Origin of the sequence: Bifidobacterium sp. ESL0728 (genome assembly GCF_029392015.1) — a bacterium.
Taxonomy (GTDB): Bacteria; Actinomycetota; Actinomycetes; order Actinomycetales; family Bifidobacteriaceae; genus Bifidobacterium.
Genome location: NZ_CP113925.1, coordinates 748,774 through 764,566, shown reverse-complemented (window position 1 = coordinate 764,566; position 15,793 = coordinate 748,774). Strand labels below are relative to the sequence as shown.

Below are 15,793 nucleotides of genomic sequence, written 5' to 3'. Positions count from 1 at the left end.
CAGAAAACAAAAGGGCTTCAGACTAAAACCCGAAACCCTTGTAATGCGGACAGGGCGAGATTCGAGCGAAATCGTAGCTTACATCATTGAAATCATTAGGATTCTACCTGTCCGTGAAATTGGACCCGCTCTGCATCTCGCCCCGCTAGAAATGTTTCCTTACGGTTACATACGAGCCTACACGGCACACAATAACGACGGCATCTGCCCGGATTACGCCAAATCCACGCCTCCAGAACCCTTGAATCCGCCGTCCGTGTCGCCTTATCAGATATGTTCCAGAAGCGAATACACAACAGATTCCATTATGCTACTATTGGTCATATTGGACATCCGTGAATCCAGGAACTTGCGGGAGGAAACAATCATGAGCATCGCGACCATTGAGGCAAGGCCAATCAGCAACAACGCACGCTATGTACTGCAAGGCAACGGTAAAACGTACAAGCTGGACGAGAAGGCTTTCGACGCCGCCATGAAAGCGGCCATGGCCGTTTCCGATTCAAACCGGACCATCGGCACCGGCGAAGCCGCCCAAATCCTTGGCGTCTCACGCAAGACTGTGCAGCGCATGCTCGACGCCAACGCTATCCCCTATCGTCGCAATGGACAGGGAGGCAACAGGATGATGCTCGAAAACGATGTCATCGCTTATGCCAAACGCATGCGATCCGATCGGCGCTCGGCTTTGGATGATATGCGCGATCAAGCCGAGAACATGGGCCTCTACGACCCGGCGAACAACCGATAGGGAAATCGCTCATGGAATCTGTGGTGATCGACGCGAACGTCTTCTTTCGCCTCTGGGTCCTTGATCCGATTCTCACCTTGGCTGACGAGGGAATGTTCCAGCCATTGTGGTCAACCATGATCATGGAAGAGGCGGAACGTCACCTGCCGGAAGTGTGGCAGAACTCGACATCCGAAGCAATCGACTCATTCCTCGACACCGTGAACCGCGCCTATCCTTGGGCACAGGTGCCCGACTGGCGGGGTTACATGGACGGACTCACACTGCCCGACCCCGATGACCGACATGTGCTCGCCGCCGCCATAGCAGGCGAGGCGACCACCATCGTCACCATGAACCTTGCCGACTTCCCCACAACCGAGCTCAGCAGGCATAACATCACAGCAGAGCACCCGGACACATTCCTCACCCGGCTCTATGATTCCGATTGTGAAACTGTTACCGCTGCCATGCACCACATGACACAACGTAAGCAACACCCTCCGCGCACCATGAAAGAGGAGATTCAGGGCCTGCGCGAGGCGGGACTCACCACATTCGCAGACAGAATCAGCAAAAAGTCATAACGACGAATATCCTATCACGGCAACGCCATAAGCTCACGATCGATGGCGCGACGGATGAATTCACTACGAGAGATGCCTGCCCTTTGGCCACGCGATTCATCGCCTCACACGGGACTCCGCCACCGGCGCAGAAACCGTCTCCATACGTTCCTTCTCCATGGGCCGCCCCTGCATGACTTGCGAAAAATCAAAATCAGAATAATCACCGGCTTCCACCTTGTCGACCGTACGATTCACATCATCCTCAGTCGTTCCGAAAAGCTTGTACAGTTCCTCATCGCTCATTATCGACTCCTTCCAAAGCCCAATCTCTGTTTGATGTCTTGTCGCGGCGGTGTCTGCGCATGAATGACCAGCCACAGGCCACCAGCCTTACGAATGACAACCAGCTCGACATATCGTCCTCTGCCATCGATACCGATTGCAATGTAACGATTCGAATCCTTGTCGAATGCAGGCGTGCAAGCAAGACAGTGGTTCACATCATTGCCACCATACATTCCCGATCGACGAGCCTGCAGGAAGGTAGCCTCTTATAACTCTTCCCGACCGCATGTCACCGGCTCCCATGTCTCAGACCGGGACATCGCCAATTGTTTCATCGCCCGTATCAACCACATTCACAGCACATCATCGTGGCTGCCGGTGCGGGTGAGAGTAAGTGTGAGCGTCTTGTTGACGATTTGATAGACAAGCAGCCAATCTCCCTCGACGTGCAACTCGCGGAACGATTTGAGGTTACCTTTCAAAGCGTGATCGCGATACCGGGTTCTCAGCACTTCCTTGTCCTGAGCCTGCAGCACGCCCAAGGCCCGATTGAGTTTACCCATATCGTAATGTTTACGTTTGAGCTTACGGACGTCACGCAGAAACGTCGGTTCATAAGCCACTTCAAACATTGTCAATGATGTCCTTCATCTCATCCATGCTTCCCACATAGACCGGCTTCTCGCGCGCTGCTTCAAGCACGGCGTTCTCGAACGGGGAAATCGAGGTAGGACGGAACGGCAAACCCCCATCCTTCACCGACTGCGCCAAAAAGAGATTGACCGCCGTTCCCAAATCGATTCCCAACGAATCGAAAAGCGCCTCCGCCTGTTCCTTAAGCGTTTTTTTGGTACTGATTTGGATACGCGTACGTGCTGCTGAAGCTTGCATAATTTACTCCTTTTTAAGTTAAATTTACTCTTGTTTACGTTACCTTTCAAGTTATTACTATGACTACCCACTTCCTTAAAAGAACTCAGCTTAACTTGCCTGCACACAGGTAGGACAGCTCACTACAAAAACTCCCACAAACAGGAGCCATACGATTACAAGCCCAGATTGGCATATTACATTTCCTGCGAAATCACCCAATTACCGAGAAGAGGGGCAAGCTCAATGAACGCATTTTCTCGCCCCGCATTTCGCCCCGTTAGAGAAAGCTATAGAAGTATATCGACGAGGATATATACAGTTCCTACAGATGAACGCGCATAACGCCGAAATCGTTGCCGCCACTGGCTTTTCGATAAAGCAAATGAGTTCTGGATAGACAAGTACCCAGAACCCATTTTGTAATGCGGACAGGGCGAGATTCGAACTCGCGGAGGATTGCTCCTCAACGGTTTTCAAGACCGTCTCTTTCGGCCGCTCAGACACCTGTCCATGTTGCGCTAACGACTTGCACCGCAAACGCAACGAATGAAATTATAGCAACCGCCCGCAGACAGCAGGCGCGTCACCGAAAACGCAACGAATCACGCCTCCCACTTGGTGGGCTCGATGACCTCGCGGCCGCCCATGTAGGGACGCATGGCCTTCGGAATCTCGATGGAGCCGTCTTTCTGCTGATGGTTCTCGAGGATGGCGACGAGCCAGCGCGTGGTGGCCAGCGTGCCGTTCAGCGTGGAAACCGGACGGGTGGAACCGTCCTCGGTACGCTCGCGGATGTTGAGGCGGCGGGCCTGATACTCGGTGCAGTTCGAAGTGGACGTGAGCTCGCGGTAACGGCCCTGTGTCGGCACCCAAGCCTCGTTGTCGAACTTGCGCGCGGCGGAGGAACCGAGGTCGCCGGCGGCGGTGTCGATGGTGCGGTAAGGCACCTCGACCTTGGCCAGCATCTGCTCCTCCATGCCAAGCAGCTGCTTGTGCATCTCGCGAGAATCTTCCTGCTTGCAGTAAACGAACATCTCCACCTTGTCGAACTGGTGGACGCGAATGATGCCTGAGGTATCCTTGCCCGCAGCACCGGCCTCGCGGCGGTAGCAGCTCGACCAGCCGCAATACTTCAGCGGGCCATTGCCAAGATCAAGAATCTCGTTCTCGTGCATACCAGCGAGCGCCACTTCCGAGGTGCCGACCAAGTACTGGTCATCAGGTTCACGCAAACGATAAATCTCATCGGCGTGCGAGTTCAAAAAGCCGGTTCCAGCCATAACTTCTGGACGCACCAGCGTCGGGGTGATGGCCAGCGTGAAGCCGTTCTCCTCGGCCTGGTCGACGGCCATGGTGAGCATGGCGATCTGCATGCGGGCGACGGCGCCGCGCAGGAAGTAGAAACGCGATCCGGAGACCTTGACGCCACGACGCATGTCGATGCCGGCCACGCCGATACCCAGCGTCAGGTGATCCTTGGGCTCAAAGCCCTCGGCCTTGAAATCGCGCGGCGTGCCGACCTTCTGCACCACCACGTAATCGTCCTCACCGCCTTCGGGGGCCTCGGGCTCGACGATGTTGGAGAACTGCCACATGGCCTTGGTGTAGGCCGCAGCTGCATCGTCGGAAGTCTTCTTGTATTCGGCGACCTTGTTGGCCAAATCCTTGGTCTGCGCGATCAGCGCGGCCTTCTCGTCGGGAGCGGCGGTAGCGACCTTCTTGCCCATGGCCTTCTGGCTGGCACGCGCTTCCTCGTACGATTTGAGGGCGGCGCGACGGGTTTCGTCCTGCTTCAAAACCTCGTCGACAAGTTCGACGGATTCCCCGCGCTTGCGCTGGGATTCCCGCACAACGTCGGGATGTTCACGAATAAATTGAATATCTAGCATAACTTCAAGCCTACTTTCTTAAAGGGACACCTACAGCCCGGCAACAAACCCGCCGGCAGGCACCCCGTTTTGCCTTTACCGACACAGATAAATATCAATATTCATTATCCATATCTGCTATTTACCGCAACGCGCTTCAACAATCCAAAACACCGCCAACCCGCATCATACGAACAGTTCCACGATGTTGTAGAAGATCGCGGTGACGGCGATAAGGCCGACCACGAAAATGAAGACGTTGCTGGCCTTGCCCCTGTACTTCTGCAGCACCGGCACCTTGTGGATCGCGTACATCGGCAGGAGCATCAGCACGAAGGCGATGAGCGGGCCGGCCATCGTCTCGAGCATGCCGATGACGGAAGGATTGGCCCAGGCAATGAACCAGCAGGCGAAGAACATGATGACGTTGACGGCCACACGCAGCGGGCCACGCTTGATGACACGATGCCGCGTCTGCGCCACCTTGCGGATGATGCCGCCGAGCCCTTCCTCGACACCGAGGTAGTGGCCGAGGAACGCCTTGAAAATGCAGAAGAATGAGGTCAGCGCCGCAACCCAGGAGATGACCGGGCTGTTGAGGATATTGGCCAGATAGCTCAGGATGGAGACGTTCTGCACCTTGGCTTTGGCGAGGCTTGCCGGGTCGAGCGCCAAATCGCTGGAAATGACGAAGAACAGGACGACGGCGACCATCATGGGCTCCCCCGCCTTCAGAATCTTGATGGCCTTGCGTTCGGCGTATTTCGCACCGTATTCCAAGCGTACGTTGACGGAGAAGGAGGAAACGATGGCGGAATGGTCGAAAGTGAGCACGATCACCGGGATGAGCAGCCACAGGTTCAGCGCCAGCTTGCCCAGGTCGAGACCGCCGCCCGCGTTCTGCGGATAGCTGGTGAGCATGGACGGGTTCCAGCGCGGAATAAGGTAAAGCGCGAACAGCACAAGCACCGCGATGACCGGCCACGTCATCCAGCTCATCACACGGGTGACGATGGTGGTGCCGCAGGTGACGATGACGATGAGGATGGCGATCAGAATCAGGGAGAGCAAGCCGCGGGGCGGCGCGTGCATATGCAGCTGGTTGACGATGAAGCTTTCGGCGGTGTTGGTGATGGAAATGGAATAGACCATCAGCAGCACGAAAATCTGCGCGAAATAAATCAGCGTGAAGACCATGCCAAAACCGAAGCCGAAATGCTGCTCCACCACGTCGGTGATGTCATCGCCCGGAGCTTTGGCCGAAAGCACGAACCGGCACATCGCACGGTGCGCGAAATAGGCCAGCGGCAGGGCGATGATGACAGTCAACAACAGACCAAGCGTGCCAACCCCGCCCACGTCGATGGGCAGGAACAAAACACCCGCGCCGATGGCCGTGCCGAACAGGCTCAGCATCCAACGCACGTCCTGGCCATGCCATTTCATCGCATAGTCTTCGCCGACCTGCTTTTCCTTGGGCATTTCGGTCTGCACCTCTGCCGTTCGTCGTTTTGCCGGTTGCTTTTGTTGCGCTGTCATAAGATACCACTTTCTGATGTTTTGTTTCTTGGCTTATTGATTGGGATTCGCTTCAATTGAGGAAACTGCTCAATAACGGAACAAAACACCTCGCACTACCGGGCAGATGACCTTGCCGTCGCGGCAATGCGATATTGCGGTGTTAACGAAGTTCAGACGATGAACCCGAGATATCGCGATCTGCGACGACCGACGAAAACGATCGACGCGACGAACGCGAGAAATCCATGCTTTGGGCAACGCTGAAACGACGCGCGACAATCGTCGCGACGCCTGATTCCATTGCCAAAGTGAACATAGAAACTACCATAGCCATGTCATGAGGAAAAACAAATCCCCCGACACATTTTGAGACAGGATAATCCAAATAAACCATAAAAATAGCCTGCGAGCGCATAATTTTCAGGCTCACAGGCTATTTGGCAGGAAAGCGAAATGTCAGAACAATTCGACGATGTTGTAGAAGATGGCGCTGACCGCGACCACGCCGACGACCACGATGAACACGTTGCTGATCTTGTGGGAGTATTTCTTGAGCGCCGGCACCTTATGGACTCCGTACATCGGCAGCAGCAGAAGCACGAAAGCGATGAGCGGGCCGGCCATGGTCTCGATCATGCCGATGGCGGAGGGGTTGGCCCACGCGACAAGCCAGCAGGCGACGAACATCAGAACGTTGACGAGCACATTGAGCTTCTTGCGTTCGACCACGACCCCCTTGACGTGCGTCACCTTGCGGATGATGCCGCCGAGCCCTTCCTCGACGCCCAGATAGTGGCCGAGGAACGCCTTGAAAATGCAGACGAACGCGGTGATGGAGGCGATCCAGGAGATGGCTGGGGTATTGAGCATGTTGGCCAGGTAGCTCAGGATGGAAACGTTCTGTGCCTTGGCCTTCACCAAGTCGCCGGGCGTCAGGGCCAGGTCGCTGCTCAATACGAAGAAGAGCACGACGGTGACCATCATGGGCTCGCCGAGCTTCAAAATCTTGCCGATCTTGTCGTCGGAATACTTGCCGTAACGCTTGCGCACGTTGACGGAGAACGAAGAGACGATGGCGGAATGATCGAACGTGAGCACGATGACGGGGACCAAAAGCCACAGATCAAGCAGAAGTGTGCTGAAATCAAAGCCGCCGGCCGCGTTTCTGGGAATGCTGGTGAGCATGGAAGGGTTCCAGCGCGGGATGAGATAGAGCGCGAAAATCACCAATACTGCGATGACCGGCCAGGTCAGCCAGCTCATCACGCGGGTCACGGCTCGGGTTCCGCAGGTCATGATCAGAATCAGCACGGCGACAAGCACGAGGGAAAGCAGCCAACGCGGCGGAGCGGACATGTGCAGCTGGTTGACGATGAAGCTTTCGGCGGTATTGGTGATGGAGACCGAATACATCAGCAGGATGACCAGCACCTCGACGAAGTAGATGATGGTGAAGACCATGCCGAAACCGAAGCCGAAATGCTGCTCGACCACGTCGGTGATGTCGTCGCCCGGGTTCCTGGCCGAAAGCACGAACCGGCACATCGCACGATGCGCGAAATAGGCCAGCGGATAGGCCACCAGCAGCATGAGCACGATGCCGATGATGCCCGCACCACCCGCGTCGATCGGCAGGAACAGCACCCCCGCGCCGATGGCTGTGCCGAACAGGCTCAGCATCCAACGCACATCCTGGCCATGCCATTTCAGCGCATATGCCTTATCGGTCTTATAATCTTCGGTTTTCTGCACCTCACTTGACGCACCGGCTTGCGCGCCGTCCGCTCGTCGTTTCACCGGACGTTCTTCTTCTTTCGTCATAAATCCACTTTCCCCTCATTTTTGTTGGATTTTTAAAATCCGCTTCAAATGGGTCACCACCCAACACGAAGCAAAACATCACGCTTTACCGGGCAGATTACGCCATTGCGATGATGCAATATCTGAACGTTTATGAAACCTAATAAATCAATCCGAAATATCGCTGCAGACGACGGTCGACGACAAATGCGATCGACGGGTCGAAGCAAGAATGCCGACATTTCGGGCAATCAAAGAGCGGCTCACGGCATTGGCCGTGCAGCCTGCTTCAATCCCCATGTCGAACATGGTTCACAGTATATTGAAGTCAATCCACTGCCGATAATCCGGTGACAAATAATGAGATGGGATTGTTACGTTTCTGTTTCCTCGGCCGCATCCTCCCTGTTTTCCTTTAATTACAGATAGCCACGCCGCCATTGTTTGTAACCATAGAAAGAATCGTCGCAATCGAATAATAAACCGACAAACCAAAGCAAACCAACGTGTAGGCTTCGTTCATCTTTTTTTCAAATTCAGGCACAACGTCACCGTATCGCGTCACAATAGAGCCATGTCCCGAACTGTGGTTTTCGTCATCGTCGCCGTGGTCGCGGTATGCGTTCTCGCCGTTGCCGCCGCGTTGATCTGGCGCGCCTGGAAGCGCTGGCGGAGGGTGCAGAGACTCAACAAGCGTGACGACGATCAGGTCCGCTATGCTTTCATCATCAATCCTTCGAAGCCTCAGGCCGCGCGGTCGCGCCTGCATATCGAGGAATTCTGCAAAGACCACAACATCACCGACATCGAATTCATCGAAACCACGCTGGAACGCGACGGCCGGGTCTGCGCTTTGGAAGCACTGGAACACGGGGCCGACGTGCTGGTGGCGGTGGGCGGCGACGGCACCGTGCGCACCGTGGCGAGCGCGGTGAGCGGAACCGGCCACACTTTGGCCATCATTCCCATCGGCACCGGCAATCTTTTCGCCCGCAACATGGGTATCCCGGTCGACGACATCAATGCGGCGTTGGCCATCGCGACCTCGCACGGCTCGCGGATGGTCGATATGGGGCGCATGGCGCTGCTCGACAAGCCCGGCGAAGACCATGCCCATGCCTTCCTTATCATCGCCGGCATCGGCTTCGACGCCGATATGATCAGCGACACGAGCCCGGAACTGAAGAAGAGCATCAGCTGGCTCGCCTATTTCTCGGGCGGCATGAAGCACCTCTTCGCGCCGAAATATCGTGGGGCCATTACCATCACTTCGGCCGACGGCAGTTCGCATACCGTCGGGGATGTGCATTTCCGCACGTTCATGGCCGGCAACTGCGGCCAGATTCCGGTGTTTTCGCTGATGCCTGACGCCTCGTTCGACGACGGTCTGCTCGATTTCGAAATCATCGACACCTCGGGCGGCATCTTGGGCTGGATGAACCTCTTCGGCGATGTAATGCATCAAACCATCACCGGCAAAGCCCAGCAAAGCCCGCTTTCCACAAATTCCACGATGGACCAGATTCAAGGTGTCAAGGCCGAAATCAAGCTTGAAAATCCGGCACTGGCGCAAGTCGACGGCGACATGCTCGGCTCCACCAGCCATATCCGCTTCAGTGTCGAGCCGAAGTCGTTACGCGTGCGCGTCCCCGCCAAAGAGGAAATCGAACAGTATCAATAGACGGTAACCGCAGTCATCGTCAGTCATCGTCAGTCATCATCTTGGAGACGGCATCAATCATCTTTACTTGCTGACAGCCATCGTTTGGATATCGTTATACTGAAATACCCAAACCGGAACGGGCACCAACTGCACGCACTACGCCAGTCCCACTACTCCCATTATTTCGTGCACCCCGTGAGTTCCAGATATTTTCCACTACTTCGCACACAAGGTAAGTCGATACTTCCCCGTTATTTCGCGTAACCGGTCAGCGGGCACTTCCCCGCTACTTCGCGTAACCGGTCAGTTCCAGCTTCTTCGAGACATACTCGCCGATATACACGCCGTTGGTGCCGTCGTAACCCTGCTTTTTGACCTCGTCTTCAAGCCATTCCTTGTCGTGGCCAATGGCTTCGAGCACGTCGGTGTCAACCTGGCCGTCCACGATCAGCGGCAGTCGCAACGACTCGTCGCCATAGCAGATCACCGTCAGCTGTCCGTTCTGCTCGAAGTAGGCCTTCAGGACCTTGGAAATCTCATAGACACCCTGCGCGCGCAGCTTGAGCATCAGGTCGCTGGCGGAGACGCCCTTGCGCATGCAGGTGGCGACGTCGACCTTGCCATGCGAAATCAACATGACCGGGCTTCCGTCGATGATTTTCTTGCAGAACCGGCTGTTTTCCTTGGCGAACTTGATGATCATGCATAGAAGCGTCCAGGTGACCAGAACGAAGACGAACTGGAGCACCGTGATCTGTTCGTTGTAGATCACGCCGCCGATGATGGCGCCGAGCACGTAGTTCTGAATCTGGTCCATGGCGCTGGTGGGCGCGAGATTGGACTTGCCGAAGAGGTTGATGTGGACGATCAGGAAGGCGATGCCCACGACGAGTTTGATGATGAGTGTGGTGCTGATGAGCATGAAAAGCTCCTTACTTGCTTATGTCGTTAATCACGATAATCAAAATTGGATAGTTTTAATCGGCTGAACATCCAGTTCCCGCTAGTAACCGGTCAATCCTGCGAGTTTTCGTATATTTTGGGCTGTCGAAACGTACGTTTTCTCGCAGGATTGACCTGTTCCTAGCAGTATCCAGCAGTATCCACGACGCAAAGGCGCGCCCCATGTCTCTCATTCACTTCTCTACTTTGACGTCGGTGAGCATGTGGGTTTCGGTGAGTTTGTAAGCCGTGTAGTCCGTGTTGAGGTTCACCGTATAGTACTTTTTGCCGATCTTGACGATGACGTCCTGATTCAGATACTTTGAATTGACGAGCACATCGTCCTGCGAAACGTGCCGCTCCTTGGCGACCTGCGTGACGAAATTGACCATCTGCTCGCTTTTCGCACTGGCCGTCTCGCTTTGCTGGAATTGCGTATAGCCGCTACCGACCACCAGCACCGCCAGCAGCAGCGCGATGATGCCCAAATCGCGGTATTTCGTCTTGAGCCGGTGCCGCAGATACAAGGCGAAGAACGCAACCAGCGCCACGCACAGCGCGATGATGATGACGAAGCGCACGACCTGATTGATGCCGTGCTGGCTTTGCAGGTAATTGATGCCGTAAAATGTCATGGAAACGCCTCAAACGTAGGTTGACGGGTGATTTCTCCCGTTTCATCGTAGGTTCGACGCAATACGTAACTTGCGTTTGGCGCTCACAGGAGAATTTATATGACATTTTCCAGCCGTATGACCGCTATAGGTACCAGAACGTCTGACTACAACGCGCTCATTTTGCTTCGCATTTCCAACGACATCCATTGCCGACCTACAGATTGATGCCGGAAACCGCATACAAAAATATCGCAAAGTCCAAATACCGGCATCGCCACACATTAATGCCGGGAAACCGCATCTTGACGATGGTCAGAATCCGTTTACCAGCAACACCACACTTTGGTGCCGGAAAACTGCACGCAACAGGAAACCAGAGTCCGTTTACCAGCAGCAATCCATTGGCCAACCGCACAACGGCTGTGTGCGATTGGTTGTGATACCGCACAAACCTCGCCCTTTCGCCCTACGACTGTGGCACAATGGAAGTATGGTTGCAAACAATGCGGGCAAACCCGCCACACAAGCCGACCTCATCGACGTCAACGAGGTCATCGGAAAATACTATGACGCCATCCCAGACCCGACCGACCCGGCGCAACGCGTCTCCTTCGGCACTTCCGGACACCGCGGTTCGTCGCTGAAGACCTCGTTCAACGAAGCCCATATCGTCGCGATTTCGCAGGCCATCGCCGAATACCGCAAGAAGGCAGGCGTGACCGGACCGCTGTATCTCGGACGCGACACCCACGCGCTTTCCGGCCCCGCGATGAAGACGGCCATCGAGGTTTTGGTTGCGAACGGCGTGACCGTGCGCATCGATTCGCGCGATGACTTCGTGCCGACCCCGGTCATTTCGCACGCCATCTTAACCCACAACCGCGCGGTCGATGGTTCGCAGCGCTTTGAAGGCGACGGCCTTGCCGACGGCATCGTGGTGACCCCTTCGCACAACCCGCCGACCGACGGTGGTTTCAAGTACGACCCGGTCACCGGAGGTCCGGCCCCAGCCGAGGCGACCGAAGCCATCGCCAACCGTGCCAACGATTTGCTCGGCTCGTTCCGCGACGTCAAGCGCGTCCCCTACGACGAGGCCATCAAGTCCCCGCTGGTCGAACGTTTCGACTACCGCGATCATTACGTTTCCGACCTCGGCAACGTCATCGATTTCGACCTCATCCGTTCCTCCGGCGTGCGCCTGGGCATCGATCCGCTCGGCGGCGCTTCGGTCAACTATTGGCCGCTCATCAATGAAAAGTACGGCCTCAACATCGGCGTGGTGCGCCCCGACGTGGATCCGACCTGGCGGTTTATGACCATCGACCACGATGGCAAGATCCGCATGGACCCGAGCTCGCAGTATGCGATGAAGGGCCTCGTCGACGAACTCAACGCCGGCGCGTGGAGCAAGTACGATCTCGTGGGCGGCACTGACCCCGACGCCGACCGCCACGGCATCGTCTGCCCCGACTGGGGAGTGATGAACCCGAACCACTACCTCGCCGTGTGCATCGCCTATCTCTTCGGCGGCGCACGTCCGGGCTGGCCCAAGGGCACTGGCGTAGGCAAGACGCTGGTCTCGTCCTCGCTGATCGACCGCGTGGCCGCCTCCATCGGCGCCCCGCTTATCGAGGTGCCGGTTGGATTCAAGTGGTTCGTCAATCCGCTCTTCACCGGCAAGGTCGCGTTCGGCGGCGAAGAGAGTTCCGGCATGAGCTTCCTGCGTCGCGACGGCCGCGTATGGACCACCGACAAGGACGGCATCATCCCCGACCTGCTCGCCGCGGAAATCACCGCGAAAACCGGCAAGAATCCGGCCCAACTCCATCAGGAACAGGTCGCCAAGTTCGGCGAAAGCTGGTACAAGCGCGTCGATACGCCGACCACACTCGAACAGAAGCAGAAGTTCGCAGCCCTTTCCCCCGAATCCGTCAGCGCTACAACGCTGGCCGGCGAGGACATCACCGCCAAGCTCACCCGCGCCCCCGGCAACGATGCGCCCATCGGCGGTATCAAGGTAACCACGAAGAACAACTGGTTCGCCGCCCGCCCCTCCGGCACCGAGAACATCTACAAGATCTACGCCGAGTCGTTCGTCTCCCCCGAGGCACTCGACAAGGTGCTCGACGAGGCCACCGATGTGGTCGACAAGGCACTCGGCGAGTAATTCATCATAAAGCATCGCACAAGTCGGTAGATAGGAAAATAGGAATGGCGGAATTCCGCCATTTCGAAAAACCTATCTACCGACTTTCGTTTGCTTCAGTCCAAATCCAAACTTTCAAACGTCTCCAGAGCATAAAACACACTTTACTTTCAACTAAATTTTAACAAAATGTATAAAATAGATTTTATATTTATCTTTTAATTTCGGTGGCAAAACGTAGGCTGGTAACTATGACTATTACGGTTTCAACGGACGGCAGCGCACTCGGCAACCCGAACGGGCCAATGGGCTGGGCTTGGGCGGATCACGCAACGAATGCGGCTCGCACGGACGGGCATCAGCACGACGGCGACAGCGATGCGGGCGGCGCCACCAACGGCACCAACCAGATCGGCGAGCTGTGCGCGGTGCTTGAGGCGCTGCGGGCGCACCGCGGAGCCGAACCGCTGACCATCGAGACCGACTCGCAGTACGCCATCAACTGCTCGACCACATGGGTCAGGGGTTGGAAGAAGAACGGCTGGAGGAACTCGCAGAAGAAGCCGGTCAAAAACGCTCCGCTCATCAAGGCCATCGACGCCGAAATCAGCCGCCGCCAAGGGCCGGTGAAATTCGTCTGGGTCAAGGGTCACAACGGCAATCCCGGCAACGAGAAGGTCGACGACCTCGCCCACACCTACTCCGGCGACGCACGCAGCGGAGTCAAGGACGGCTACCTGCCGCTGGAGGGCTGGCAGTCGTTGCTTGCCTCGCCGTACGCCAAGGGCGTGGATATCCCCGCCGATGCCAAAATGCTCATCAACGGCAAAATCACCGAGGAACAATATCATCTCGGGCGCGGCGCTGAGCCAGGCGATGGCGACAGTGATAATTCAGACGATTCCGAAGGTAACGAAAACCAGACTTCGAACTCCGGTCAAAATACCGAAAATAGCGACGATACCGACGAAAATCAAATCGCGAGCGGAAACGAAAACAGCCCCGCCGGCAGCCAAAATGCCGGCAAAACTACGCTTTCCGAACGGCTCACCGAACCCGAAGGAGTACCCGATTATGATTTCAACCACCACAAGCCGACAGTAGAGCATCGTGGGGCGGCCGAAAACGACAAGACAACGGATGAGAATAACAACCATCGCGAAAACAGCGATGCAAGCGGATCTCACACCAATGGCCACACTGTGCGCTCACATCCCGATTTCAGTGCGTCACAGGTCGGTGATGATATCACCATTCCTGCCAACAGAAACCATACCGTCGCCGCCGAAACTGAATTGCCCGCCGCAAAAACAACTGCCCAAACCCAGCCTGGGCATCCAGCCGCAACGTCCACTTCAAAAACCCAGCAGCCAGCAGGCAATACCTCTTCTGAAGGTGGGACGGACAGCAATGAAACGGATGAAGCAGGCACAACGCCTAACAACAAGAGCAGCAACGATGCCAACGCTGCTGACGGCTCCGACAATGACGACACCGAAAACAAGGTAACAGATGACGAATCCGCCAAGCCTGTCGAATCTACGGAATCGTCCAAAACGAAACAGTCGAATGACGGTGCAACGGCCACGATAGCCCTAAAAGCTCCCGAGATTCCGAAGAAGCCCGAGCCCATGCAGAACGGAAGAGCGCAAGCAAATCCGGAACCGGAGTATCTGCCCAGCGGACTGAGCGTGAGCGGACCCATACGCTTCTTCCCCGCACCGCAGACCAGCCCCACCTATAACGGCATGCCTCGCCACATCCGCGGGGTCATTGCCGTCGATGGTTATGTGGCCGGAGACGGCACGATTGTGCTGAGTAATGCCCCGTTCCTTATCGCTAACAACGCTGGCAAGTGAGAGAAACGAACAAAATCCGAACAACAACAAAAGTATTGGAACACCGATACTATGGAAAATGACGCTCGTCACTACATGACAGGGCTAAGACCTTTAAAGGAGTACGAATGGATAAGAATGAACAAGACGCACTGAAAAAGGCGGCCGGCATCGAAGGTGCCAAGTTCATCAAGGACGGCATGATCGCGGGCCTCGGCACCGGTTCGACCGTGCGCTTCCTGGTCGACGAGCTCGGCCGCCGCACGCAGGAGGAAGGCCTCAAGTTCACTGGCGTGACGACCTCCCGGCGCACCGCCAAGCAGGCCGAAGGTTACGGCATCAAGATCGTCGACATCGACGATGTGGACCACATCGACCTGACCATCGACGGCGCAGACGAAGTGGACAAGAACTTCAACGGCATCAAGGGCGGCGGCGCGGCCCTGCTCTGGGAGAAGATCGTCAACGAGAACTCCAACTACAACATCTGGATCGTCGACGAATCCAAGGTGGTCGACACCATCGGCAAGTTCCCGCTTCCCGTCGAGGTCATCCCCTTCGGCGCGGGCCATGTCATCAAGAAATTCGAAGCCAAGGGCTACAAGCCGACCCTGCGCAAGAACGCCGACGGCACCGACGTACGCACCGACGAGAACAATTACGTCGTCGACCTGCACCTCGAGCGCATCGACCATCCGCAGGATCTCGCCGAAGACCTCATCAACACGGTCGGCGTGGTGGAGCACGGCCTCTTCCTCAACCGCGTGGACAAGGTCATCGTCGGCAACCCGAACGGCCCGCGTATCTTGACCGTTTCGGAGAACTGATTCGAGGGCAGCCGAAGCTGGAATCCGATTCCGGCTGATTCCGGCAAATTCCGGCTGATTCTAGTTGATTTTAGCTGATTCCGACCGATTTCAGTTAGCAAATAAGAACCGGCA

General features: G+C 56.1%; 13 protein-coding genes, 1 tRNA gene and 2 pseudogenes. 7 read left to right on the top strand and 9 right to left on the bottom strand.

Annotated features, from left to right (window positions below):
• The first annotated feature begins 367 nt into the window (after positions 1 to 367).
• Entirely contained in the window at positions 368 to 751 is a 384-nt protein-coding gene (locus OZX67_RS02720) for a helix-turn-helix domain-containing protein (protein WP_277143931.1), read from the top strand.
• Between the two features lie 11 nt (positions 752 to 762).
• Positions 763 to 1,317, top strand: coding sequence for a PIN domain-containing protein (locus OZX67_RS02715; RefSeq protein ID WP_277143929.1), 555 nt, complete (start codon positions 763 to 765; stop codon positions 1,315 to 1,317).
• 96 nt (positions 1,318 to 1,413) lie between these two features.
• Here the strand turns inward: OZX67_RS02715 and OZX67_RS02710 are convergent, their stop codons facing one another.
• The 7 genes from OZX67_RS02710 to OZX67_RS02680 all read right to left on the bottom strand — a co-directional run bounded on the left by OZX67_RS02710 (position 1,414) and on the right by OZX67_RS02680 (position 7,667).
• Positions 1,414 to 1,602, bottom strand: a complete 189-nt coding sequence (locus OZX67_RS02710) for a hypothetical protein (RefSeq protein WP_277143927.1) — start codon at positions 1,600 to 1,602, stop codon at positions 1,414 to 1,416.
• Positions 1,603 to 1,937: 335 nt separating this feature from the next.
• Complete coding sequence (locus OZX67_RS02705; RefSeq protein WP_277144868.1) at positions 1,938 to 2,216, bottom strand: type II toxin-antitoxin system YafQ family toxin; 279 nt, start codon at positions 2,214 to 2,216, stop codon at positions 1,938 to 1,940.
• Entirely contained in the window at positions 2,209 to 2,475 is a 267-nt protein-coding gene (locus tag OZX67_RS02700; RefSeq protein ID WP_277143925.1) for a type II toxin-antitoxin system RelB/DinJ family antitoxin, read from the bottom strand. The genes OZX67_RS02705 and OZX67_RS02700 overlap by 8 nt, the downstream gene beginning before the upstream one ends.
• Before the next feature lie 407 nt (positions 2,476 to 2,882).
• Positions 2,883 to 2,967, bottom strand: a tRNA-Ser gene (locus OZX67_RS02695).
• A gap of 92 nt (positions 2,968 to 3,059) precedes the next feature.
• A complete protein-coding gene (gene serS, locus OZX67_RS02690; protein WP_277143923.1) occupies positions 3,060 to 4,346 on the bottom strand; it encodes a serine--tRNA ligase in 1,287 nt (428 codons plus the stop codon).
• Positions 4,347 to 4,511: 165 nt separating this feature from the next.
• Positions 4,512 to 5,864: an aromatic amino acid transport family protein gene (locus OZX67_RS02685; RefSeq protein ID WP_277143921.1), complete on the bottom strand. Its 1,353-nt coding sequence runs from the start codon at positions 5,862 to 5,864 to the stop codon at positions 4,512 to 4,514.
• Positions 5,865 to 6,302: 438 nt separating this feature from the next.
• Positions 6,303 to 7,667: an aromatic amino acid transport family protein gene (locus OZX67_RS02680; protein WP_277143919.1), complete on the bottom strand. Its 1,365-nt coding sequence runs from the start codon at positions 7,665 to 7,667 to the stop codon at positions 6,303 to 6,305.
• A gap of 553 nt (positions 7,668 to 8,220) precedes the next feature.
• On the opposite strand from OZX67_RS02680, the gene OZX67_RS02675 reads away from it, so the two are divergent.
• Entirely contained in the window at positions 8,221 to 9,327 is a 1,107-nt protein-coding gene (locus OZX67_RS02675; protein WP_277143917.1) for a diacylglycerol kinase family protein, read from the top strand.
• Between the two features lie 268 nt (positions 9,328 to 9,595).
• Here the strand turns inward: OZX67_RS02675 and OZX67_RS02670 are convergent, their stop codons facing one another.
• Together OZX67_RS02670 and OZX67_RS02665 are read right to left on the bottom strand one after the other, a co-directional pair.
• A complete protein-coding gene (locus OZX67_RS02670) occupies positions 9,596 to 10,231 on the bottom strand; it encodes a DUF421 domain-containing protein (protein ID WP_277143915.1) in 636 nt (211 codons plus the stop codon).
• A gap of 214 nt (positions 10,232 to 10,445) precedes the next feature.
• On the bottom strand, positions 10,446 to 10,886 hold the full coding sequence (locus tag OZX67_RS02665) for a DUF3290 domain-containing protein (protein ID WP_277143913.1): 441 nt from the start codon (positions 10,884 to 10,886) through the stop codon (positions 10,446 to 10,448).
• Between the two features lie 472 nt (positions 10,887 to 11,358).
• Here OZX67_RS02665 and pgm point away from each other — a divergent pair, with 472 nt between their 5' ends.
• From pgm to rpiA, 4 genes and pseudogenes are all read left to right on the top strand, one after another.
• A complete protein-coding gene (pgm, locus tag OZX67_RS02660; RefSeq protein WP_277143911.1) occupies positions 11,359 to 13,035 on the top strand; it encodes a phosphoglucomutase (alpha-D-glucose-1,6-bisphosphate-dependent) in 1,677 nt (558 codons plus the stop codon).
• Positions 13,036 to 13,265: 230 nt separating this feature from the next.
• Positions 13,266 to 13,874: pseudogene (locus OZX67_RS02655) on the top strand (ribonuclease H); the annotation flags it as partial.
• 816 nt (positions 13,875 to 14,690) lie between these two features.
• A pseudogene (locus OZX67_RS09620) lies at positions 14,691 to 14,873 on the top strand (ribonuclease HI); the annotation flags it as partial.
• Positions 14,874 to 14,980: 107 nt separating this feature from the next.
• Positions 14,981 to 15,679 (top strand): ribose-5-phosphate isomerase RpiA, encoded by a 699-nt coding sequence (gene rpiA, locus OZX67_RS02650; protein ID WP_277143909.1) that lies wholly within the window; start codon positions 14,981 to 14,983, stop codon positions 15,677 to 15,679.
• Positions 15,680 to 15,793: the final 114 nt, after the last annotated feature.

Bases quoted from the DNA above. Each gene is read 5' to 3' on its own strand.
- OZX67_RS02720 (WP_277143931.1), top strand. From the start codon at position 368: ATGAGCATCGCGACCATTGAGGCAAGGCCAATCAGCAACAACGCACGC.
- OZX67_RS02715 (WP_277143929.1), top strand. From the start codon at position 763: ATGGAATCTGTGGTGATCGACGCGAACGTCTTCTTTCGCCTCTGGGTC.
- OZX67_RS02710 (WP_277143927.1), bottom strand. From the start codon at position 1,602: ATGAGCGATGAGGAACTGTACAAGCTTTTCGGAACGACTGAGGATGAT.
- OZX67_RS02705 (WP_277144868.1), bottom strand. From the start codon at position 2,216: ATGTTTGAAGTGGCTTATGAACCGACGTTTCTGCGTGACGTCCGTAAG.
- OZX67_RS02700 (WP_277143925.1), bottom strand. From the start codon at position 2,475: ATGCAAGCTTCAGCAGCACGTACGCGTATCCAAATCAGTACCAAAAAA.
- serS (WP_277143923.1), bottom strand. From the start codon at position 4,346: ATGCTAGATATTCAATTTATTCGTGAACATCCCGACGTTGTGCGGGAA.
- OZX67_RS02685 (WP_277143921.1), bottom strand. From the start codon at position 5,864: ATGACAGCGCAACAAAAGCAACCGGCAAAACGACGAACGGCAGAGGTG.
- OZX67_RS02680 (WP_277143919.1), bottom strand. From the start codon at position 7,667: ATGACGAAAGAAGAAGAACGTCCGGTGAAACGACGAGCGGACGGCGCG.
- OZX67_RS02675 (WP_277143917.1), top strand. From the start codon at position 8,221: ATGTCCCGAACTGTGGTTTTCGTCATCGTCGCCGTGGTCGCGGTATGC.
- OZX67_RS02670 (WP_277143915.1), bottom strand. From the start codon at position 10,231: ATGCTCATCAGCACCACACTCATCATCAAACTCGTCGTGGGCATCGCC.
- OZX67_RS02665 (WP_277143913.1), bottom strand. From the start codon at position 10,886: ATGACATTTTACGGCATCAATTACCTGCAAAGCCAGCACGGCATCAAT.
- pgm (WP_277143911.1), top strand. From the start codon at position 11,359: ATGGTTGCAAACAATGCGGGCAAACCCGCCACACAAGCCGACCTCATC.
- rpiA (WP_277143909.1), top strand. From the start codon at position 14,981: ATGGATAAGAATGAACAAGACGCACTGAAAAAGGCGGCCGGCATCGAA.